Source organism: Algorimicrobium echini, from assembly GCF_900115185.1.
In the GTDB taxonomy this organism is placed as follows: domain Bacteria; phylum Bacteroidota; class Bacteroidia; order Flavobacteriales; family Flavobacteriaceae; genus Algorimicrobium; species Algorimicrobium echini.
In genome coordinates this window covers 58,603-82,500 of the sequence record NZ_FOVN01000008.1, presented here as the reverse complement: position 1 = coordinate 82,500, position 23,898 = coordinate 58,603, and the positions used below count along the sequence as shown (strand labels likewise).

22 protein-coding genes (1 of these 22 only partly in view) are annotated in these 23,898 nt (G+C 33.0%); 16 read left to right on the top strand and 6 right to left on the bottom strand.

Translation table 11 applies throughout. From position 1 onward, the window contains the following. A protein-coding gene (locus tag BM239_RS14630) for a putative porin (protein ID WP_092209962.1) crosses the window boundary here: on the bottom strand, positions 1-598 show its start. Its footprint begins 1,379 nt before the window's first position; only the first 598 of its 1,977 coding nucleotides appear in the window; it begins with the start codon at positions 596-598; the stop codon falls past the left edge of the window. Positions 599-667: 69 nt separating this feature from the next. Between BM239_RS14630 and BM239_RS14625 the strand changes: the two genes are divergently transcribed. The 4 genes from BM239_RS14625 (at position 668) to BM239_RS14610 (ending at position 7,342) form a co-directional block, all read left to right on the top strand. Further along, positions 668-1,267 carry a ribonuclease HII gene (locus BM239_RS14625; protein WP_092209960.1) on the top strand — a complete coding sequence of 200 codons (600 nt, stop codon included), beginning with the start codon at positions 668-670 and terminating at the stop codon, positions 1,265-1,267. Between the two features lie 65 nt (positions 1,268-1,332). Then, on the top strand, positions 1,333-3,768 hold the full coding sequence (locus BM239_RS14620; protein ID WP_092209957.1) for a ribonuclease HII: 2,436 nt from the start codon (positions 1,333-1,335) through the stop codon (positions 3,766-3,768). A gap of 118 nt (positions 3,769-3,886) precedes the next feature. Then, the gene (locus BM239_RS14615; RefSeq protein ID WP_143094936.1) at positions 3,887-4,543 is read left to right on the top strand and encodes a hypothetical protein; all 657 of its coding nucleotides are present in this window, start codon (positions 3,887-3,889) and stop codon (positions 4,541-4,543) included. A 57-nt stretch (positions 4,544-4,600) separates the two neighbouring features. Next, entirely contained in the window at positions 4,601-7,342 is a 2,742-nt protein-coding gene (locus BM239_RS14610) for a CHAT domain-containing protein (protein ID WP_092209953.1), read from the top strand. Here BM239_RS14610 and BM239_RS14605 read toward each other — a convergent pair. Continuing rightward, positions 7,335-8,057: a tetratricopeptide repeat protein gene (locus BM239_RS14605; RefSeq protein ID WP_092209951.1), complete on the bottom strand. Its 723-nt coding sequence runs from the start codon at positions 8,055-8,057 to the stop codon at positions 7,335-7,337. The genes BM239_RS14610 and BM239_RS14605 overlap by 8 nt on opposite strands. Next, positions 8,050-8,625: an RNA polymerase sigma factor gene (locus BM239_RS14600; protein ID WP_092209947.1), complete on the bottom strand. Its 576-nt coding sequence runs from the start codon at positions 8,623-8,625 to the stop codon at positions 8,050-8,052. Before BM239_RS14600 ends, BM239_RS14605 begins: the two co-directional genes overlap by 8 nt. Before the next feature lie 172 nt (positions 8,626-8,797). Between BM239_RS14600 and BM239_RS14595 the strand changes: the two genes are divergently transcribed. The 5 genes from BM239_RS14595 to BM239_RS14575 all read left to right on the top strand — a co-directional run bounded on the left by BM239_RS14595 (position 8,798) and on the right by BM239_RS14575 (position 13,193). Further along, positions 8,798-9,805, top strand: a complete 1,008-nt coding sequence (locus BM239_RS14595; RefSeq protein ID WP_092209944.1) for a Kelch repeat-containing protein — start codon at positions 8,798-8,800, stop codon at positions 9,803-9,805. 153 nt (positions 9,806-9,958) lie between these two features. After that, positions 9,959-10,480: an outer membrane beta-barrel protein gene (locus BM239_RS14590; RefSeq protein WP_092209976.1), complete on the top strand. Its 522-nt coding sequence runs from the start codon at positions 9,959-9,961 to the stop codon at positions 10,478-10,480. A gap of 264 nt (positions 10,481-10,744) precedes the next feature. Further along, on the top strand, positions 10,745-11,287 hold the full coding sequence (locus BM239_RS14585; protein WP_092209942.1) for a hypothetical protein: 543 nt from the start codon (positions 10,745-10,747) through the stop codon (positions 11,285-11,287). A 123-nt stretch (positions 11,288-11,410) separates the two neighbouring features. Continuing rightward, the gene (locus tag BM239_RS14580) at positions 11,411-12,043 is read left to right on the top strand and encodes a collagen-like triple helix repeat-containing protein (RefSeq protein ID WP_092209940.1); all 633 of its coding nucleotides are present in this window, start codon (positions 11,411-11,413) and stop codon (positions 12,041-12,043) included. Between the two features lie 100 nt (positions 12,044-12,143). After that, positions 12,144-13,193 carry a nucleoid-associated protein gene (locus BM239_RS14575; protein WP_092209938.1) on the top strand — a complete coding sequence of 350 codons (1,050 nt, stop codon included), beginning with the start codon at positions 12,144-12,146 and terminating at the stop codon, positions 13,191-13,193. A 42-nt stretch (positions 13,194-13,235) separates the two neighbouring features. On the opposite strand, the gene BM239_RS14570 is transcribed toward BM239_RS14575, so the two are convergent. Next, entirely contained in the window at positions 13,236-14,204 is a 969-nt protein-coding gene (locus BM239_RS14570; protein ID WP_317042746.1) for a lipid A deacylase LpxR family protein, read from the bottom strand. A 149-nt stretch (positions 14,205-14,353) separates the two neighbouring features. On the opposite strand from BM239_RS14570, the gene BM239_RS14565 reads away from it, so the two are divergent. Then, positions 14,354-15,154, top strand: coding sequence for a hypothetical protein (locus tag BM239_RS14565; protein ID WP_092209936.1), 801 nt, complete (start codon positions 14,354-14,356; stop codon positions 15,152-15,154). Positions 15,155-15,168: 14 nt separating this feature from the next. Here BM239_RS14565 and lipB read toward each other — a convergent pair whose 3' ends face one another. Together lipB and BM239_RS14555 are read right to left on the bottom strand one after the other, a co-directional pair. Next, positions 15,169-15,888: a lipoyl(octanoyl) transferase LipB gene (lipB, locus tag BM239_RS14560; RefSeq protein ID WP_092209934.1), complete on the bottom strand. Its 720-nt coding sequence runs from the start codon at positions 15,886-15,888 to the stop codon at positions 15,169-15,171. A gap of 262 nt (positions 15,889-16,150) precedes the next feature. Beyond that, positions 16,151-16,309, bottom strand: a complete 159-nt coding sequence (locus BM239_RS14555) for a YqaE/Pmp3 family membrane protein (RefSeq protein ID WP_082986016.1) — start codon at positions 16,307-16,309, stop codon at positions 16,151-16,153. 143 nt (positions 16,310-16,452) lie between these two features. On the opposite strand from BM239_RS14555, the gene lysS reads away from it, so the two are divergent. From lysS to BM239_RS14525, 6 genes are all read left to right on the top strand, one after another. Beyond that, on the top strand, positions 16,453-18,147 hold the full coding sequence (lysS, locus tag BM239_RS14550; RefSeq protein ID WP_092209972.1) for a lysine--tRNA ligase: 1,695 nt from the start codon (positions 16,453-16,455) through the stop codon (positions 18,145-18,147). A gap of 212 nt (positions 18,148-18,359) precedes the next feature. Next, positions 18,360-19,145 (top strand): Cthe_2314 family HEPN domain-containing protein, encoded by a 786-nt coding sequence (locus BM239_RS14545; RefSeq protein ID WP_092209931.1) that lies wholly within the window; start codon positions 18,360-18,362, stop codon positions 19,143-19,145. Positions 19,146-19,333: 188 nt separating this feature from the next. Next, entirely contained in the window at positions 19,334-21,616 is a 2,283-nt protein-coding gene (locus BM239_RS14540; RefSeq protein WP_218151660.1) for a glycosyltransferase, read from the top strand. Further along, positions 21,617-22,186, top strand: coding sequence for a histidine phosphatase family protein (locus tag BM239_RS14535; RefSeq protein ID WP_092209926.1), 570 nt, complete (start codon positions 21,617-21,619; stop codon positions 22,184-22,186). It abuts the gene before it with no gap. Next, the gene (locus tag BM239_RS14530) at positions 22,167-22,871 is read left to right on the top strand and encodes a WG repeat-containing protein (protein WP_092209924.1); all 705 of its coding nucleotides are present in this window, start codon (positions 22,167-22,169) and stop codon (positions 22,869-22,871) included. Before BM239_RS14535 ends, BM239_RS14530 begins: the two co-directional genes overlap by 20 nt. A 265-nt stretch (positions 22,872-23,136) precedes the next feature. Then, positions 23,137-23,781 carry a porin family protein gene (locus tag BM239_RS14525; protein WP_092209922.1) on the top strand — a complete coding sequence of 215 codons (645 nt, stop codon included), beginning with the start codon at positions 23,137-23,139 and terminating at the stop codon, positions 23,779-23,781. Positions 23,782-23,898 lie beyond the last annotated feature (117 nt).

Here is a 23,898-nt window from a genome sequence, read left to right as displayed (position 1 = left end):
TACCTGTGCTGGTCAATATATGCTGATATTTACCTAAAGACCTCAAACCTTTGTAAGCTATAGAGAAATTTAATTGTTTGGAGGTATTTACAGTAAAAAAAGCATCTAATTGCTGTCCTTGCTTAAAGGCCGTTTTATAATAAAGTTCTGTAAATGGTGTCGGTACTTCGTAATAATTAATATCTTCAATTTCCATATAATTAAAATGGCGTGCTCTAGCTCCAAACAAGGGCATCAAAGCATCCCTCTTATAAGTATAACTTAAAGAGTTATAGGTTTGACCAACATTGGAAAATGGTAATAGTTCAAAATTATCTCTTCGTAAATAATTAAACTTATATTCTTTTTGAATGGTTAAAGTTGTATCAACATACGTAGTGTCATTATTTTCAGATATTATAAGATACTGTTCTATTTTAGCATCGAAATTTTTAATATCCTTAATACTGGTACTTTCCGAAGAGCGTTTTGATAATGAATCTCCATAAATAGTATTTGTTTGATTAACCGAGCCATCTCTAGTAATAGTTGGTTTGGTTTGAGCAACCACTATATTCACGCAGAACATTAAAAAAACAGCTAAAAATATTTTCCTCATAATTATTTTTTCGACCTTGCAAATGTATATACAATTTATAATAACGTCATTATATTAAGAATTATTTACATGCTAAAATTACAATATTCAGATTTTACGTTAGAATGTGGCACAGACGAAGCTGGCAGAGGCTGTTTAGCAGGCCCTGTTACGGCAGCTGCTGTGATTCTTCCTGAACATTTTGAAAATGTTCTTTTAAATGATTCAAAAATGCTCTCTGAAAAGAAACGAAATATTTTAAAGCCTATTATAGAACAAAATGCCGTAACTTTTGGTTTTGCACATATTCATCCGACTAAAATTGATAGTATCAACATATTAAACGCGTCAATTTTAGCCATGCATCAATCTATTGAATCACTAAAAATTAAACCAGAATTTATAATTGTAGATGGTAATAAGTTTAAACCCTTTGAAAACATTCCTTATGAAACGATTGTGAAAGGAGATTCAAAATTTTTGAGTATTGCTGCCGCTTCCATTTTAGCTAAAACGTACAGAGATGTTTATATGGAAACCATTCACGAAGAATTCCCCATGTATAATTGGAAACAAAATAAAGGTTATCCAACCAAAGAACATCGCGAGGCTATTAGAAAATATGGTCCAACAAAATACCACCGAAAGTCCTTTAGACTATTACCTGAACAGCTTAAAATGGAATTGTAATTTCAGTCTTGATACATTTTAAACCTATAAATTATTTATGTAGGTTTGTATAAATTCCCTCATCAATGAAAAACATTTGGTTTTTATGTACACTAGGTCTCTTGTTTTTAGGGTGTAACTCCTCTAAGAAGAAGACACAATTAATGGATTATCTTAATAATGACGCGGCTGTTATTATTAAAATGAAAAATATTGGTAGTTTAAAAAGCAATATCACCAACAATGCTTTTTTACAAACGTTAGAAAGCGCTGATAGCTATAAAAATCTTTCAAAAAAACTAGCGCTTTTACAATATATAAAAACAGAAGACGATTTATACCTGTCCGTATTTAACACCAATGATAGTGATAGTTTAGACTTTTCAATCATCACCAAAATAAAACCAGAGTTATTTCTCATTGATTCATTACCAAACCACAGTATTGAAACTTTAAAATATAACAAACATACCATTACCAAAAGTACTGTTGGAAATCATGAATTGTTTAGCGTTACTAAAGACAGTGTATTTATTGGTGCATCTAACAAAGCACTGTTAGTTGCCACACTGGAAGATGATAAAATTCATCCAACTATAAAGGCGCTTATTAATTCATCTAATGCTGACAATCAACTTTCCGTTTTTATTAATAAGAAAAAGGACATTCACTTTAATAGTTTTTTCATTAATGAAACCTTGAACACCTCAACATTAACAGATTTTTTGTTTTTTGATGTGGATATTGATCAAAATGCACTAAAATTAAATGGCGTTGTAAAAACGGCCGATTCTACAAAAAAACTAATGGATGTATTTAAAAACACCAAGCCACAAGAAAATAAACTAGCAACAATTACACCTTCTAATAGTGATGGCTTTTTGAGTCTTACATTTAATGATTACACTGTTTTTAATAAAAACCTCATCACACTTAAAAAAGGTGACTCTACCCTAACCACCACCTTGTTAGATAATGTCATTGAAACAGGTGTTATTTATGAAGGCAACAACCGCGCCATCATATTAAATTCTTTGGACGTTTATATTACTAAAGATGCGCTCCTAAACGATCAAGATATGATTGAAACATATCGAGATATTGATATTTTTAATTTTAGCCAGCCAGAACTTTTCTTAAAAACATTTTCGCCATTTATCAATTTTAATGAAGCCAATAAGTACTGTATTGTGGATAATTTTATTGTTTTTTCAAATAACACTGAGTTTTTACATACCATAATAGCTAGTTATAAAAATCAAACAACATTCAGTACTCAAAGTTCCTATAAAAGTCTGAAAGACCAATTTAGCGACGAAGCCTCGCTTTTAAGTATTGTAAATCCAGATAAATTAAAGACCATTATAAACAGAAATCTAAACGACAGTTTAAACTTAAAGCTTGACGCATTTAACGCAACGGGTTTACAATTTATATACGACACTAATTTTGCTCACGTAAATGCGGTTATTCAAAAAGGAAAAACACGTGTTATAGATAATTCTGTAACTGAAATAACGGCAGTAAAAATTGATGCTGACTTATTAAAGAGTCCACAACTTGTTACAAACCATATTACTAATGAAAAAGAAATTGCCGTTCAGGATATAAAAAACAATCTATACTTAATTTCTAGTAGCGGAAAAATTCTTTGGAAAAAACAATTACAAGGCGCCATACTTGGTAGAATTGAACAGATAGACATGTATAAAAACGGCCGATTACAACTGGCTTTTGCCACTACTAATCGGGTTTATGTATTGGATAGAAATGGTAAAGATGTGAAGCCTTTTCCTTTAAAGTTTAATGATGCTATTACCCAACCCCTTTCAGTTTTTGATTATGACGGAAATAGAAAATACCGTTTAATGGTAACACAAGGTAAAAACGTTATAATGTTGGATGATCATGGCAAAACGGTTAAAGGTTTCAATTTTGAAAAAACAGCCGATAATATCATACATCAACCTCAGCACATTAGAATTGGCAGAAAAGACTATTTGCTATTTAAAACAGCCAAAAAATTATACATATTAGACCGTGTTGGAAAAACTCGTGTAACACCAAAAGTGGATTACTCCTATTCTGACGAAGCCGTATATTTGTATAAAGGTAATTTTGCAACCACAACCACTAATGGGCAGTTGGTAACCATTGACACAAAAGGAAACACAGCAGCTAAAGATTTAGGCTTAACGGATCAGCACTATTTAGAAACAACTAGTAAAACGCTTGTAGCTTTATCAGAAAACAGATTGACTATAAAAAGTAATACCTATGAGTTGGATTATGGTAGCTACAGCAAACCAAACATCTTTTATTTAAATGATAAAATTTACGTATCGGTTACCGATAAGCAAACTCAAAAAGTTTTCTTATTTGACAGTAATGCCAAATTACTTCCAAACTTCCCTGTTTATGGTACATCTCAAATAGATATGGCCAATATAGACAAAGGCAGAAATTTAGAGTTTGTTACTAAAGGTGATAATAACACCATTTTAATTTATCAGATAAACTAATTATAATCAGCCGTTTGAAACAAAAAAATCTTTTTTTCACAATATTATATCTTTAAAATTGTTAACTTTATAACTTAACCGTTATTAAGGTGATTAAATGACTGTAATATTTCAAATTATGAGAAAATTAAGTTTTGTTTTTATTCTTTTAATTGGTCTTCCATTTGCTTTTATAAGTTGTGACGAAGATGATGTAATAATCAACCCACCAGATAACGGTATTGTTTTAACTTCTGAAAACAATTTGTACGAAGGCGATTTGTACATTTTGTACCTAGAAGAAGAAATAATAAGCACTGAAAACACCATTTTCATGCTTCAAGATTTAATAGACAATAATCAAGGTACTCCAGAAATAGAGCTACAACTCAATGAAGCAGAACAGCAATTGGACATACTTAATTCAAATTTAGCGATTCAGATGGGAATAGAAGCTGAATATGTTTTACCGCCACGCGTTCCTAGAAGACCTCCTAATCCACCACCACCACCTTCGCCTTGTATTGGCTGTGTGCCACTAGCAGGCGGTTTTAGTTTTATCACAATGACACCTGATATTGCAAATTTAAATATCAGAATATTAGATTACAACACAGAAGAAGAAATTGAAACTGTAACGTTTGGTAGTTTTGTACCTTCTGAAAATTATAATGGTGTGGTATCTATTCAACCGGCTTCCCTAAATAATTTTACGGGTCAAGTAATTCTAATTGTAGAAAGACAAGACATTAATGGCGCAACCGCATCTTACAGTTTGAATGTAAGATTCTATTAAACGCTATAACATGACATTATAAAAAAGCTTTTTGTAACTTTACTTAAAGCTTTTTTTATGCGCAATTTTTTACTTTCAACACTTACAATCTTGGTTTCTTATGCTAATTATGCGCAAGACGATTTCTATCTAGATGAAATATATACTGATTTTGATAAAGCATACCAATACTATTACCTTCAGAAAGACTCTGCCTATTTTTATTTTAATCGCATAAAACGAAAATCCATTGAGCACCAAGTTATCGAGTATCATTTAGAAGCTTTAATTAGAGAGTCTTGGGCAGCCAATTTCCATAATGATTTATATATCATAAAAAAAAACATACAACAGTTAGATTCTATTTTTGTAAAAAACAAAAAGGTAATAGATACTATCTACTTAAAAAACTATTATACTTCAGCTCTAAAATACACCAAAGGTCTATATGAATATGATTTAAATAATTACAAAAAAGCTATAAACTATTTTGATGATTTAATACAAAACTTGGAAAAAAATCCAAACTATTTACAAGACCCTGAAATCCTGAACATGTATTTATCTACAACTAGCTTTGTAGGTAAACTTTATGTCAATGAAGGTAAATTTAAACTCGCCAAAGACTTCTATGAAAAAACCTTACGAATAACCAAAGAGAATTCAGGGTTTGATATTGGTTTTTCTAATAATATTCAAATACTATTAGCCGATATTTATCAAAAAGAAGGGCAATATGAAAAAGCCAACAAGAGCATTCTTCAAGTTTTAGATTATTACATTCAAATAACTAAAAACAGCAACCGGATTATTACGTCTTACCAACGCATTATTGATAACCATTTAAAACTCAAACAAACAGATAGTGCTGCGTATTATTTAGAAAAAATGAAACCTTATTTATCCGAAGAGCATCCTTTTATAGATCGGTATTACACATCAAGTGCGCATATTAGTGAAGCAGAAGGCAATTATGCAGAAGCCGAAGTGGCTTTGCAGACTGTAATAGACATTACAAAAGCGAACCCGCAAACTACTCAAAACAATAAATTGGCGCAAGCCTACCAAGAAATGGGTTTATTACATGTGCAGTTTAATCAGCCCAAAAAAGCTTTGACTCAATATCAATTAGCAGAACAACATTTAAAAAAAAATTCGGCAACCATAAATCAGATTAAGTATCTACAACTTTTAAAACACAAAACACAGGCTTTAAATAGCTTAAATGGTTATAAAGCAAGTATAAAAACTACGGGTTACGCTATAGAAATTCTTGACCAGTTGAAACCAACCTTTAAAAACAATTCAGACAAACTCTTTTTAATGGAAGACGCCTTTCCTGTATTTGAATCTGCTTTAGAGGCCAGTTTTAAACAACACCAACAAACCAAGCATGACAGTCTAATTGACACCGCATTTTACTATTCGGAAAAAAGTAAATCGGTTCTTTTAATGGAAGCGTTGTTAAGTACCAAAGCCACGAAATTTGCTAACATTCCCGAAAACATAATTGAAGAAGAACAAGTGCTAAAGTCGCGAATCACCTATTTGGAAAAGCAATTGAATACAGGTGGAAATACCGATTTAGAAGCCGACTTGTTTGATACTAAAAGTGACTATCGGGAATTAATAAACACTATTGAAACCGACTATAAAACTTATTACGATTTAAAATACAATTCCGAAGTGATTAGCTTACCAGAATTACAGAATTTCTTAAAACCTAATACAGCATTACTATCCTATTTCTATGGAAATGATGCTATTTATAGTATTACTATTACCAAAAACAATAAAACTATTCAGCAAATAAGCCGTGATGTGGCATTAGATAAAAGTATTATTTCGGTTTATAATATGTTAAACAACCCAAAATCAGATTTGGAAGAACTTAATAAAACGTCATTTCAATTGTACTCCCAATTAGTGGCACCAAGTATTGAGAAGGTTCCAGAAAAAAATATCATTATTATAGCGGATGGCTTATTAAATTACTTGCCATTTTCTAGTCTGTCAGTAACGGGTTCAACAAAATATCTAGTTGAAAATCGTTCTATTAGTTATGTTAATTCAGCAACCTTGCTAAAACAGCTTTCCGAAAATGAATCCATAAACAATAAGGTTTTAGCCTTTGCTCCTAGCTTTAATGGACAAGATTCCAATAATCTATTAGCCTTACCAAATAATAAAACTGAAGCTGCAGATATTTTAAACTATTTCAATGGAAAAATGCTTACGGATAGTCTGGCAACATTGCAAAATTTCAATACAGAAAATACTGATTTTGGCTTATTACATTTTGCAACCCATGCCATTTTAGATGATGAAAATCCAGAGTATTCCTATTTAGCCTTTCAACCAGATGGGAATAGCAATTTATTATATGTAAGTGATTTATATAATTTAAATAGCAACACCAGTTTAGTAACATTAAGTGCTTGCGAAAGTGGGATTGGCGATTTAAAACGTGGTGAAGGTTTTATCAGTCTGGCTCGTGGTTTCTATTTTAGTGGCGCAAAAAGTATAGCCAGTACTCTGTGGAAAATTAACGATGGCTCCTCATTAAAAATTATGGAAGCTTTTTATAAAAATTTATCCGAAGGTGATGATAAAAATGTGGCATTACAAAAAGCACAAACAACTTTTATTCATGATAATAACCAGAATGCGTTGGCACACCCATACTATTGGTCAGGATTTGTAATATCTGGAAATATGCAACCTATTAAATCTACCAATTATAGTTTGTGGTTCGTTATTGGAACGTTAACCTTTTTAGTGCTTTTGTTTCTAATTATAAAACGCAGGAAAACTAATTAAGTTCTTCTAACAAGGTTTTTGCTTTGGCTTGATTATAGTTATAATTGCTAATTAAATTATTAAGATATGTTTTGGCTTGAGCTTTGTCTTTTTCTTTAATCGCAATCAGAGCCAAGTACCAAATGGACTCCGCAACAAAATCAGAGGTGTTTTCTGCTACAATTTGTTTTAATAAAACGTTAGCTTGGTGCGTATTTTCCAATCCTAAATAAGCTTGCGCTTTATAAAATGGAATATAATCTTGCGCACCGGTTTCTGAAACCGCATCAAATTTTTCAATGGCCGTTTCAAAATTTTGGGTTTCGTAAGCCACAAAGGCCTCGCGCTCTAATGTCTCATCATCATCTCCTCTCGTTATGGTATAAACAGTGTTGGGATACTCGATAAAATTATCTTGGTATAAATTGGAATAATTTGTTCCAAAAAAAGTATTATAACCAAACCAGCTAACCAGCAAAACAATAGAAGCCGCCACGGCTAAATAACGGTAATTGAAAGCATGCGTTTTTTTAGAATTTAATTCCAGCTCAAATTCTTGTAGTTTGGACTTAAGCACATCTGACTCATGACTTTTAATTGCTTTTTTTAAGCTATTTTCATATTCAAATGCCGCTTTAAACTCGGCATCCGTTTCTAGTAACTTTTTAAAAACCACTTCCTGTTCAGCCGTCAGGCTGTTAGAAAAATAGTGATATAATAAATCTTGATTAGTCATTGCTATTATTATTAATGCGTTCTTTAAGGGTCTTCATACAACGAGATTTAGCGCTTTTTACAACATTTTCGCTAGTATATTCAGTGGCGGTTATAATATCTTTAATAGTATATCCACGGTAATAAAATAAGGTTAGTAATTCTTGACATTTAGCGCCAAGTGTGCCAAAATACTTCTTTAATAAAACTTGCTCGGTAGTTAACGCTTCGTTATCTAATTCAAATGAAGCATCTACAAGCTCATTCTGTTCTCGGATAATCGATAAATCGAAATCTGGATTTATGGTCTTGTTATTTTTCTTCATTTTATCAAAAATTAAATACTTACCGATGCTAAATAAATAAGTTGATATAGAGCTAGTAAATTCTTCAATTTTACCTTGCATCACATTATTATAAAAAATAATATAAGCATCCTGATAAACATCAATATTGTCTTCGTGTGATAAATTATACTTTCTAGCAAAATTTAAAAATTTGTCCCGATTGTTTTCATATATCTGTTTGAATAACAAATCTGAACCTTGTTTTAAATCTTCTATTGTTATGTTCTTTTGAACGCTTTCCATTTAATATCCTAGAATTAAAAAGGTTAACATGCTTCCGCTAATTTAACTTTTTTTAAGAAAAGACACTTACAATTCTTACAATTCTCAATTATTTCATCTTTAACTACGATTCCATGTTAACCTTTTAAAGATGACCATCATAAAATAGAACAATTTTTAAAAAATTTAGATTATGAAACATATTGCAAAACATCTATTTCAAACTATTCTGTTAACTGTTTTTGTATTCAATTGTAGCGCTGATGACGAACCTACTGACGAACCATTACCGCTATCAACTATAAATTTAGAGTTTGATTTAACTACCAATCAAGACCAAATGGGCGATTTTGCCAATAATGCCATGGCGGTTTTTAATGATAAGGTTTGGTCCTTTGGCGGATCAAACGATTATGTAGCCGAGGGCGATTCAACTGATGCTTTATGGAATAGTAGTAACGGTACTAACTGGGCTACAACAGATACAGGTGGTACTCTAACAGCCTCTGGCAGACACGAACACACCTTGAGTGTTTTTAATGGAAAAATGTATTTAATTGGCGGAAGTGATAATGCTGGTACTGTTTTAAGTGACATTTGGGTTACGGATGACGGGATTACTTGGTCCAGATTAATGGAATTTGCGCCATTTGGTCAAGTTTCCGGACATAGCACATTAGTTTTTAATGGAAAAATGTATGTAATTGGTATAAATTACACTACAGGAAACACCAAAATTTGGTCTACAAGTAATGCTGTAGACTGGATTGAAGAAAATGCGAATGCGTTTCCAGCTTTAAAACGCTATAAAGCTATTGTAAAAAACAATGCAATGTATGTTATTGGTGGAGATAAGGTAACATCAGAGTTAACTAACGACATTTGGAGAAGCTCCAATGGTATTAACTGGTCGTTGGTTACTCAAACAAGTCCAATATTACCTGCAATTAAAAGACATACCGTTACTGTTTTCAATAATAAAGCGTTTGTAATTGGTGGTCACACTTCCAGTTCAGAACATACCAATACCATTTACTATTCAACAGATATGGAAAATTGGTTTGTATATACCGATAGCAATCCGTTGGAAGAAATTAATAGTCATGCAGCATTAACATACCAAAGTGATTTATGGGTGTTTGGTGGATCAAGAGGAACACCTGGAAGGACTGGTAAAATTTGGAGAATCATGGAATTTTAATTTCATAACAGGTGTAGTTTAATTAGTATTCAGAGTATTAAAAGTCAGAAATTATTTTCTGACTTTTTTTATTCCACTATGTTAACCATTTACTCAAAACACCATTAAAAAGAAAATAATACTAAAATCTAATAATTTAAAAACATGAAACACATGAAACAGAAGTCTTTTAGAAACTACACATTAATTCTATCGGTAATGATGCTGATATTTACAACTTCTAAAATGCAAGCACAAATTGCCATTGGTGGTGGTTTGGGTTATAATGAAAAAATTTCAGGGCCAGGAATTACAGTAAAAGCAGAATTTAATATTACAGATGCCATTGCCGTTTCGCCAGGTGTAACATACTTTTTTGGAAACAGCCTTTACGGTTTTAATCAAAACACATTAGCCGTGGACTTAAATGCCCATTACTTTTTTCACCTGATTGAAAACAAACTTAAAATTTATCCACTTCTTGGTGCCAACTACTCCAATTATAAAACAGGCGCTTCCTATTATAGTTTTTATTATGACACTTATGAGGTTAGCGATAGCGCTTTTGGTATTAACATAGGTGCTGGCGGCAGATGGCAATTTTCAGAAAAGTTAAGCGTGTATTTGGAACCAAAATATGTGATTAGCGATTTTGAACAAATTGTAGTGAATGCTGGAATCTTATTTCAACTATAATTTATAACAGCTCATTAATTTATTTGAATTAGTCTTCAAATAAAAAAGCCAAAGGTTAATATGACATCAGTCGTTAGCTTTTGGCTTTTTTGGGTTCAAATTTGTATATAGGAGAAGTTTTATAACATACTCAAAACATCTCTATCATTCGGTTTAGGAGTCTCTAATTAAAACTAAATTTTTATTTTTTTTATCAATCATGTTAACCTTTTAAAATTTAAAACATCAATTACGCAACAAACAATAATTAATAAATTTAAAATCATGAAAACACAAACAATTCAAACATTAATGTCAAAAACAAAATTTGTATTACTCGCTTTTTTAGTAGCCTTTAGTTATTCTTGTTCACCAGAAGACGGAAACGATGGTGCTCCTGGACCAGCTGGAGAAGACGGCAATGCAAATGTAGTCTCCTCTGATTGGTTTTCAATTCAATTTGATTATACAAATGGAGCCAATGACTATGGTTATATGTCCATAGACATTCCTAACTACCAAGAGTTTGTAGATAACGGTGGTATGGCCATGGTTTATTTGAAACAAACACTAGGAAATGATTATATTATCCATCCATTACCATTTGAGGATGTTTTTAATTTTGCTTTGGCAAATGTACCTAGTGAAGGTGTTGAAAATTCTTTAATTATTTTTGCGAATCAGTCAAACGTAATAGATTTAGAAACGGAACCAAATCTAACATTCCGTTATGTACTGGTACCAGGTAATGCAATGAATAAAAAAGCTACAGATTTAACTAAAATGTCTTATGAAGAAGCCATGAGTCATTTTAAAATAAAGCAATAATTCTTCCTAGAAATTCTAAAAAAACCGAAGTAAAATGCTTCGGTTTTTTTTATATCAAATGTTAACCTTTTAAAATTTAAAACATCAATTAGGTAACAAACAATAATCACTAAATTTAAAATTATGAAAACACAAAAAATTCAAACAATGATGTCAAAAACAAAATTTGTCCTACTCGCTTTATTTGTTGCCTTTAGTTTTTCTTGTTCACCAGAAGATGGTGCAGATGGTGCAGATGGTGCTCCCGGAATTCAAGGTGAACAAGGTCCAGCTGGAACAAATGGGACTGATGGTGCAAATGGCGAGGATGGCGAGGATGGCGAGGATGGCAATGCCAATGTTATCAGTTCACAGTGGCTTAGTGCTAATTGGAATGAATCGGATACAGATACAGAAAAAATAATGCGTATAACACCAGAACAAATTGGTTTAAGCAATAGTGCTTTAACGAATAACAGCCTAATAATAATTTATTTAAAGCAGTATGGAACTTCTAATATATATACCTTGCCAAGCAGTGGAAGATGGAATAATGCGTGGTATTCATTTACCTTCGGGAATAATCAATCCACTTTTACAGGTATTCGTATAAAATTAGAATCTACCAATGGTGCGACACTTACAGAATACCAACATGCAGGCTTTAGAGGCAACAGTTTTAGATATGTAATAATTCCAGCAACCAATAAGAATCAAATCGATTTTACTAAAATGACCTACGAAGATACCATGAGTCATTTTGGTTTAGAGCCATAACCCTTTCTAACATATATAGAAAACCGAAGACAAAACTTCGGTTTTTTTTTATTTCTTTTTATACCAAAATGATTAGTATTGTAATCTGAAATTTAAGATTATGATATCCCGTAAAAACGCCTCCATTTCCAAATGTATTATTCATAAAGTGGGTAATAAACACAACAATACTAAAAATGCATTTTCCGAAAAGGAAGTCATTTTTGATGAAGCTAGTTATGAATTGATGTTACCGTTTTTATTACGGCCATTTGCATCTGTTGTACAATCCTACCGTTTTAATCATCATGCTGATATTTCGCTTAATGAAATAAACACCTACAGCAATCAGATTTTTACGGATGAAGAAAATTTCATTGAAACCTCACAACACATTGTAAAACATTTGTTTGAACAATCTAACTCCGCGCAAATTAAAACAGGCGACGTACTGGTTGTTCTTTTTGAAGGTATTGAGTTTAACGAAATGACTACCAATGCCATCGGTATTTTTAAAATTGAAAACAAAGTCAATTTCTTTCAAACCTATTTAGAAAACAACAGTTACGATGTTTTAGTACAAAAAGGAATTAGTAGTAAAAAAGTAGATAAAGGCTGTTTAATTTTAAACCAAAGTGATACCGAAGGTCGTATTATTTTTAGTGCCGATAACAATAATTACGACGCACACTATTGGACCAATCATTTTTTAAACATTAAATATGCTGATGATGCCAATAGCCATACCCAACAATATATTGAGTTGTGCAAAGATTTTTCTGAAGATATTTTAAAAATATCCTACGGAAACCAGGAACAAAATACGTTTTTGGCAAAAACTATCGATTTCTTTAAAGAGCATGAAATAGTAAATGTAGAAACCTTCAAGGATGAATTATTTGAAGAGGACAAACACAAATCCTTGTTTGACGATTATAAGAAAACCTTTGAAAGTGAAAAGAACTTGGTTATTCGCAATCAGTTTGATGTGGCTGAACTGGTTGTTAACAAAGAAAAGAAAAAAATAAAAACCGAAATCAAGCTAGACACCAACATTCAAATAAAACTAGATATTGATGCACCTGAAGCATCCAGCGAATATCTGGAACGTGGCTATGACGACGATAAGAAAATGCACTATTACAAAGTATTTTTTAATGCCGAAGGGTAGAATGATTGGTGATTAGTGATTGGTGATTGCAAAAAAGGTTGATTAATATGTAAATCCAATTTTTATACCACCATACTTTGCTGATGATCCAGATTCAAATTCTCGGGTAATGGCAGATCTAGCATATTCAAAATATAAGGTTTTAGTCTGTACCACAAAACCATAATTAAAGGTTGCCGTAAAACGTTCAATATCATTGGAACTTATGGTATAAACACTTTTTCTATTAAATAAACCGCCTTGCAAAGTGGCATCGTAACCTATCACATTACCAACAGTTTCAGCATAAGCATACACACGAAAACCATTTCTTTTTTCAGAAGTTAAAAATGGGGTGTTAATTATTCCTAAAGTCGCATTAAACCCAAAAGAGGCATTTGTAAATAACGTCCCAATTTCTACTCCTGTTTGCGCTTGTAGCGAAAACATATTTTTAATAATTGCTAATTGCTGCTCATAATCCACACTATAATTTATAACTACATCGTTTTTAATTTGATGTTTCCACCCTTGAGGAATTTTATTTCCTGTGGCTTTATGGATACCTACTTGCATTTCTTTTCCAAACGCACCTGGTCCTATAATACCAAAACTATAAGATTGCGTTAAACGAAATTTTTCTTCCGTATTTGTTGCCATTATAAATGTTTTCAACATAATAGCAGCTGCAAACGGTCTGTCGCCATATTGAATTTCCGGACTGGCATAATCATTAGGTGTAAACCCAATATGTTCGACGGCTAATCCATATTTTAAGTTGGACTCCTTTGTTTTAAAAAACAGACTATTTATGGGATTCTTTTTCAAACTTGGCATTACCAACTCCAAATTGTAGCCTTGAGTATAGTTTTCATCGGTTGCGGCAAAGTAATCGTTATCATAATTAAATCGGAAATAACGTTCGCTGTCAATATCCCGAAACGATTTAAAGTGTTCTATTTTTTGAGAAAATATAGAAACGTTTATCATAAAAAAACCACCGAGTGCTACCAATTTTAACTTCATACCCATACCTACGAGAATTACAACTTCTAGGTTTTGAATTGTAAACTGAATAGTCGAACTTTAATTAAAAGAACACCAAATTTCAGTAAATGCATTAATTTAGACTCTGATTACTAATTACATTTAATTCACATTCATAATAACGTGTTAATCTCATGAAAAAAACGCTTCAAATTAGTAATGGTATCGCTTTAGTTTCTACCATAATTATTAATTATCTGTCTAATACTGGAAAAATCAATAATACCACCATTGGAGAGGTTTCCAAAGAACTAAACTCGCTATTCACACCTGCTGGTTATGCGTTTTCTATTTGGGGATTTATATACTTACTCCTTCTTGGATTTATTATTTACCAAGGTAGAAGCCTATTTGTAAAAGTCCGCAACAACGATTTTATTTTAAAAATAGGCTGGTGGTTTGTTATATCGTGTGTTGCTAATAGTGCTTGGGTTTTTGCGTGGCTTTATGGTTACACCGGATTATCCTGTGTGTTTATATTTTTATTACTATTATCACTTCTTAAAATAGTTGTCAATAATGCCATGGAGTTATGGGACGCACCCATTTCTACCATCCTGTTTTTGTGGTGGCCATTTACGTTTTATAGCGGTTGGGTAACTGTAGCTAGTATAGCAAACGTATCATCCTATTTAGTGAAAACTGATTGGGATGGTTTTGGAATTTCACCCGTTATATGGACTATTAGTATGATAGGTATTGCAACCCTCATCAATATAATGGTTACTTGGAAACGCAACATGCGCGAATTTGCTTTGGTTGGTGCTTGGGCATTAATTGCCATAGCGGTTGCCAATAAATCCGAACAAGAAACAATTTATATAACGGCTGTTGCTGCTGCTACCCTATTATTAGTAAGTTCAGGTATACACGGGTTTAAAAACCGAGCAACCAATCCGTTTATAAAATTAAAGGAATTTCGAGACCAAAGGTAATTTTAATGATAATTCTATTTAGCTGAAACAGATTCTTCAGAAAATGTGGCTTCAAAAAGTGCTGAAAAATGCGTTAATAATTTCGCTTTCACTTCAGCTTCATCTATGGTTTGTTTTCCTAATTCTACATTTAAAGAGGTTACCGCTTTGCCTTTAATGCCACAAGGAATCATATGATCAAAATAGCCTAAATCGGCATTGACATTCAACGCAAATCCATGCATGGTAACCCAACGGCTGGCACGAACACCCATAGCACATATTTTTCTAGCAAACGGTGTCCCAACATCTAGCCACACACCTGTTTCACCAGGACTACGTTCGGCTTTCAAGCCATATTCTTCTAAAGTAAGAATAATCATTTCCTCTAATAGTCGTAAGTATTTATGAATATCAGTAAAGAAATTCTCCAAATCTAAAATGGGATAACCCACTATCTGTCCAGGACCATGATAAGTAATATCGCCACCACGATTTACTTTGTAAAATGTAGCTCCTTTTTCTATTAATTGTGCTTCAGAAATTAGCAAGTTGGACATGTCGCCACTTTTACCCAGCGTATACACATGCGGATGTTCAACAAACAAGAAATAATTAGGCGTTTCCAGATTAGCATCTTCTCGCCTATTTTTAATTTTGGTGTCTACAACACTTTGAAACAAAACGTCCTGATAGTCCCAAATATCTTTATAATCGCGTCGTCCTAATTCTTGAAGGTTAATAGTCTTATTCATAGATGGCAAAATTACGATAAAGTTTTAAATACAAAAAGGGATTAGGGATTAGGGATTAGGGATTAAGGATTAGGGATTAGGGATTAGGGATTAGGGATTAGGGATTAGGGATTAGGGATTAGGGATTAGGTGAAAATTACAAAAACGGCAAACTATTAGTTTGAAGCTAGTAACTACAAATCTTTGAGACATTGCAACTTTCCATCTCTACGAGAATAAATAACTTAACAATAAACAACGCAAAGACTCACAACACTGAATACTAATTCTTCGGATTATTTAAAATAACCAAAGCGGCAATTACGCCAGGAACCCAACCGCAAATCCAGAGGATAAACACAATTAAAATAGATCCGCAACCTTTGTCTAGAACTGCTAAAGGAGGACATAAAATAGAAAGTAGCACGCGCCAAAAACTCATAATAATATTGATTAAATGATTGATGTACCTATAGGACTCAAAAAGAGCCAAAACGTTACAGGCGATTTTCAGAACAATATATTGAAATCCTAATGAATAGTAATTATCTTTGTGGCTTCATTAAAAATAATCCTTTTAAATATATGTCGCAGTTATCAGAAGTGGAAATCGTAAGAAGAGAGAAGCTTGCCAAATTACGTGAGTTAGGTATTAACCCATATCCAGCAGATTTATATCCTGTAAAAGAAACCTCTAAACAGGTCAAACAGCATTTTTCTGAAGGTAAAACCGTTATACTTGCAGGCCGACTAATGTCAAGACGTATACAAGGAAATGCCAGTTTTGCCGAACTTCAAGATAGTGCTGGACGTATTCAAGTGTATTTTAATCGGGATGAAATTTGTACTGGCGATGATAAAACAAAATACAATACCGTTTATAAAAAGCTACTAGATATTGGTGATTTTATTGGTATTGAAGGTGAACTTTTTACAACCCAAGTGGGCGAAAAAACGGTAATGGTAAAAAACTTCACCCTATTAAGTAAGGCTCTAAAACCATTACCTCAGCCTCGTGAAGATGCTGAAGGTAAAATTCATGATGCTTTTACCGACCCAGAACAACGCTACAGACAACGCTATGCCGATTTAGTAGTGAATCCACATGTAAAAGAAGTTTTTATTAAGCGAACCAAGCTTTTTAATGCCATGCGTAGTTTTTTCAACAACGCTGGGTATTTTGAAGTTGAAACACCTATTTTACAACCCATTCCTGGTGGTGCAGCAGCCAGACCTTTTATAACGCACCACAACAGTTTAGATATGCCTTTGTACATGCGAATTGCCAATGAGCTCTATTTAAAACGACTTATAGTTGGTGGTTTTGATGGTGTTTATGAGTTTTCTAAAAACTTCCGAAATGAAGGCATGGACAGAACCCATAATCCAGAATTTACCGCTATGGAAATTTATGTTTCCTATAAAGATTACAACTGGATGATGGATTTCTGTGAGCAGCTATTGGAGCATTGTGCTATTGCTGTAAACGGAACATCCAAAGCCACTTTTGGCAAACACGAAATTGATTTTAAAGCACCATATGCACGTGTGACTATGGCAGAATCCATAGAACATTTTACAGGCTTTGATATTACTGGAAAAACGGAAGCTGAAATATTTGAAGCTGCCAAAGGCATGGGGATTTCTGTAGATAAAACCATGGGTAAAGGCAAACTAATTGATGAAATTTTTGGCGAAAAATGCGAAGGAAATTACATCCAACCAACCTTTATTACGGATTACCCTAAAGAAATGAGTCCGCTATGTAAAGAACATAGAGACAATCCAGAATTAACCGAACGTTTTGAACTCATGGTTTGCGGTAAAGAAATTGCCAATGCGTACTCCGAGTTAAATGACCCAATAGATCAGCGCGAACGATTTGAACACCAATTAAAACTAGCCGCCAAAGGGGATGATGAAGCCACTGAATTTATTGATTACGACTTTTTACGTGCTTTAGAATACGGTATGCCACCAACATCAGGTATGGGAATTGGCATGGACCGACTCATTATGTTTTTAACCAACAACCAATCTATACAAGAAGTATTATTCTTCCCACAAATGCGACCAGAAAAAAAGCAAGTTGCCATTAGCGAAGATGCCAAAGCCGTTTTGGAGATTTTAAAAAAATCAGAAAAACTAGCTTTAAACGATTTAAAGGAAGCATCAGGATTAAGCAACAAAAAATGGGACAAAGCCATTAAGGACTTAACAAAAAACAAAGTTGCTAAAGTGGAAAAAACAGACACTGGTTTGTTTGTGGAATTGGTGTAAATCACCATACCAAGCTTCCTGTTATAGGTGCTAAAACAACAACCCAACAAAGCAAAAAGGTTTACTAATTAGTAAACCTTTTTTATTGCTAAAAAACAATTATATTTACAAATCAACGGCAACCCAAAATGCATCATATCCTGACTTATTTGCAGGATATAAGCAATAAAGGTTGTTATATTAACTAGTTCTACGCAATTTGACCAACTATTATGGATAAAGAAAATCTATCTGAATTAGAATTAAGACAATCATTCCTTGAATTTTATCACAGAACGAGAAAATCAGCAACCGAACATCCTGAATTTAAATTAGGTCAAAACAACTATCACTTACTATCCGAAAACGGAAAAGAAGCAAGTCGAGCTTTTAATTTTATGATAAAAGTTTATGATTTGATAACAGATTTAGAAAGAACTCATACATTCATAAAAAGATTCCCGTCAAAAGATTATTATGAGAAAAATGATATAGACCAACTCGACTTCATAAAATATCATTACGAAGTTTTTATACACAAAACCCATACTTTATTGGAAGTGAAAAAACTGTGGCTAAACGACTTTTATGAAATCGGTCTAAAGGAGAAAGACTGTAATTGGAACAATTTAAAAACTTTTAATAAAATCCAGAATTCAACTGCGAAAATAATAATAGAAAATTATTACAAATCGTTTGAACATATTATAAAATTTAGGCATTTAAATACGCATAGAGCTTTTTACAGAGATGAGAAAAATGACGATTTAAAATCTGACTTAATGATTTACAACGGATTTAAAAAATACGGAATTGAGGTTGGAGAAGATTATAGAAAAATTAGGCCAAAACTCATCGTGGATTATCAAATTAAAGAATACAGAAAAGAAAAATTGGAATATATTAAAAACGGAATTGAAATAGCGAAAATTTATGCTGAACAATTCATTACAATTATTCAAACTGAATTATTTGACAAACTAATAAAGAATAAAAACTGCGTAGAACAACGTGTATAGCTCATTGCGGCTGAATTCCTAATCGGAATTCATTGCAATTTGCTATCTTTGGTTTACGGCGGAAAATCATAGCTGATTTTCCACAACGAGCCATACACAAACACGTTATGCCTCACCTAAAAAACGACAGTGCAAACAAAAAAACAATTTGTAAACAAAAAGACTGACTATTTCTGACAATGCATATTTTGAAAATAATACACGGATACCCACCGAACTATAATGCAGGTTCAGAAGTTTACAGCCAATCAATTTGCAACGAACTTTCAAAGCGACATAAAGTTTCTGTATTTACACGGGAAGAAAATCCGTATTCGCCTTGTTTCAATATTCGTGAGCAAAAAGTAAACGACAACTTAACGCTTTACTTCGTTAACAATCCGCAGGGCAAGGACGGTTATCGCCACAAACAAATGGACGACAATTTTGCGGAATTAGTAAAACAACTCAAACCTGACATTGCACACATCGGACACGTTAACCATCTATCAACAGGATTGATTGACGAACTGAATAAACTCAAAATTCCGATTGTTTACACGCTTCACGACTTTTGGCTAATGTGTCCACGTGGACAATTCTTGACACGAAGCATTGGAAACGCAAACAACTTTGAATTATGTAAAAAGCAAGAAGATAAAAAATGTGCGACTGATTGCTACAAAGTGTATTTCAGCGGACGAGAAGCAAACCAAACCACAGAAATTGAAAATTGGAGCAGTTGGATACATCAAAGAATGATTGAAACAAAAACAATCATCAAAAAAGTTGATTTGTTTATTGCACCTTCAAACTATTTGCGTGATAGATTTATCAATGACTTTGGTGTTCCCGAAAACAAAATCATTTACTTAGATTATGGTTTTCCTACTGAATATCTAACCCAAACCGAAAAATCGAAAGAGAAAACGAATTACACTTTTGGTTATATCGGAACTCACATCCCAGCAAAAGGAGTAAACATCCTTATTGAAGCATTTAAGCAAATTGAAGAACCTGCAACGCTTAAAATATTTGGCAGAGCAAACGGACAAAGCACAAAAGCGTTGAAATCATTAGCCGAAAATTCAAAAAACAAAATTGAGTTTTCAGGTGAATACATCAATCATAATTTAGCGAATGATGTTTTTTCAAACGTTGATTGTATTGTGGTACCGAGTATTTGGGGAGAAAATTCACCTCTTGTTATTCACGAAGCTCAATCGTGCAAAGTCCCTGTAATTACAGCAGATTTTGGCGGAATGAAAGAATATGTACAGCACAATGTAAACGGACTTTTATTTGAACATCGCAATACAAATTCGTTAGCAGAGCAAATGAAATTTGCTGTTTCAAATCCTGACAAAATGAAATCGTTAGGCGAAAAAGGTTATTTGTATTCTGCTCACGGAAGCGTTCCAAACATTCAAGACCATTGCAAAGAATTAGAAAATATTTACAGTAAATTTATTTACAAACTTTGGCGTGTTACTCTTGACACAAATCCTGAAGATTGTAATTTGAGTTGCACAATGTGTGAAGAACACAGTCCATTTTCAACTTACATCAAAGAAAAGCTAAACGGAAAACATCGCAGAATGCCCAAAGAATGGTTAGAGCCAATTTTTGAGCAAGCGAAAAAAATCGGTGTTTCTGAAATGATACCGTCCACAATGGGCGAGCCGTTAATCTACAAGCATTTTGCTCACTTTATTGAGTTGTGTTACAAGTACAACATCAAAATGAATTTGACAACAAACGGGACATTTCCAAGAACAACAGAAAAAACGGTTACCGAGTGGGCGAAACTAATTGTGCCAATTACAACGGATGTAAAAATAAGTTGGAACGGAGCTACAGCCGAAACTTCGCAAAAAGTAATGAAAGGAATTGACTTTGAGCAAGCCGTTGCAAACGTGAAAGAGTTTATTCGTATTCGTGATGAACACTTTGCAAACACAGGTTATTACTGCCGTGTAACCTTTCAACTTACGTTTATGCAAAACAATATGCACGAATTGGCAGACATTGTGAAATTGGCTTCACAACTTGGAGTTGATAGAGTGAAAGGACATCAACTTTGGGCGCATTTTGATGAAATCCAACACTTGTCAATGAAAGCAACGCCTGAAAGTATTTTGCAATGGAACGAATATGTAAAACAAGCGAATGAAGCACAGGAGAAATTCCGCAAACCAAATGGTGAAAAAGTGATTTTGGAAAATATTATTCCATTGCAGAAAAACGAAAACAAAGAAATCCCCGAAAGCTACGAATGTCCGTTTTTAGAAAAAGAACTTTGGGTATCTGCCACAGGAAAAATTTCGCCTTGTTGTGCTCCAGACGAACAACGGAATACGCTTGGTGATTTCGGAAACATAGAAAATACAAGTATTGAAGAAGTGTTGCAAAGCGACAATTACCAACACCTTGTAAAGAATTACAAGACAATCGATTTGTGTAAAACCTGCAATATGCGTAAACCAAACTAAATGAAGGAAAACGAAAAAATATCGCTTTTACTTCGCCACGCTGATAGAGATGACATTCCTCAAGGTTCTTTCGGAAATGAAATCTTATTGAACGAAAAAGGGAAACAAAACGCACAATGTTTTGGCGAACAATTATTAGAAAGAAAAATCAATAGAATTTTTACAAGTCCTGTTGGTCGTTGTGTTCAGACGGCTGAATTTATAACCAAAGGTTATCGGAGTTCAATAGAAATAATTGAAACAAATGCATTAGGTGCACCCGGACTTCACATAAAAGACGAAAAAATTGCAGGTGAATTTCTTCTGCAATACGGTATTGACGAAATGTATAAGCGATTTATTCAATTCGAAAATATTCCAGGTATTCCAAACATTAACGAGTTGAATAATAGAATAACGAATTTCATTAACGAAAACACAACCGAAAACGGAACAACAATTTTCATCACCCACGATATGCTGATTGCGTTTTATCATTTCAGTATAAATAAGAAAGTCTACAAAAAAGATAATTGGATAAACTATTTAACAGGACTGACATTTAGAAACAATGAATTGGCAAGAAATTAAAGTATCAGCGGACAACACACATTTTTTGTTTGACGGAGAACCAATTTTCGGAAAACAATTTATTGAAGTTTTAAAATTTCATTCGCCAGCACTTGCCCCTGTTTTAGACATTTCGGGTGCTTATCACATTGACATAAACGGAAACGAACTTTACAAAAATCGCTATTCACGGACATTTGGATTTTATTGTAATCGTGCTTCTGTAATTAAAAATAACCGTTGGTTTCATATCAACGAAAAAGGTGACAGAGTTTATTCCGTTTATTACTTGTGGACAGGAAACTACCAAGAAAATGTTTGCACCGTTCGCAACGACAGCAACCAATACTTTCACATTGACCTAAATGGGAACCGCATCTATGCAGACAGCTACGTTTATGCAGGCGACTACAAAGACGGTATTGCTTGTGTAAAATCACAAGATGGTTTTTATAGACACATTGACCTAAATGGAAAGTTCATCAATAATAAATCATTTGTTGACTTGGGTATTTTTCACAAAAACTTTGCGATAGCAAAAGACAAAAACGGTTGGTTTCACATTGACAAAAGCGGAAATGAACTTTACAATAAACGCTATTTGACAGTTGAACCATTTTACAATGGCTTTGCTTTAGTAACAGAGTTTGATAATAAAAAGATAATAATTGACGAAAACGGAAAGACAGAAATAGAAATCCGATGATGAAAAATAAAAGGCGAAGGCATAACAATGGCTATACGTAATGCGGGGTTTGGTGCAAAATTGAAAGTAAAAACATTTAATAAACTAATCGGTAATCGGACAGTAAAGTGCCTTGAAGTCCCGCACTCCGCATAGCCGAGCCGTCATGGACCTATTTTCTAAAACACGTTATAGTTCTCCTCTTTTTCTATCTAAAGATATTTATTACAAACTAAAGAAACACGTTGGCAAACATTAAAACTCACTCAAAACCATAAAACATAATATGAATAAAAGTAAATTATTAATACTCGCAATCGGATTCTTCTTTTCGATGAATTTAAGTGCTCAAAATAACTTCAAAATTGGAATTAATGCTGGAATAAATTATCCAGATATTAGAGGACACGAGTATGCAAAGTATAATAATTTTAAAGTAGGATATTTATTCGGAGTTACTTTTGACTATTTTCTAAAAGAAAATCTATCCTTAAAGGCAAATATTAACTACGAAAGAAAAATTAAAAAACTGCAACTGACATACTTTAATTACGATGCAGAAGAAACTGGGAAAGAAGATTTTAGCGAAATTTATGAATATATAAATATTCCAATATTATTAAAATACGAATTTGGAAAATCAAAATTCTTCGCAAATGGCGGACCTTTTTTCAACTATTTATTAAACAATAAAATTGAGCCAGATTATCCGAATGACGATAGTGATGTTGTGACGGAACAGAAAAAAATTGACTTCGGACTCTCAATCGGAATTGGGACAAATATCTCGCTTAATGAAAAAAATGATTTAACAATTGAAATAAGAGATGACTTCGGAATTATAGATACTGGAGGCGTCCCAAAACATGTTGGTGGAACAGTAAAAACGAATGCAATTAAATTAATTTTAGGTTGGAATTTAGGAATATAATAACGATTTGCCAACACCGTGTATAATTCATTGCTTTGGTGGTTTTTTACTTGGAAAATATCATCAGAATTTTCTCGCGCTCGTTTTTGTTTATTACATTAGTTGCAGATACCGCTA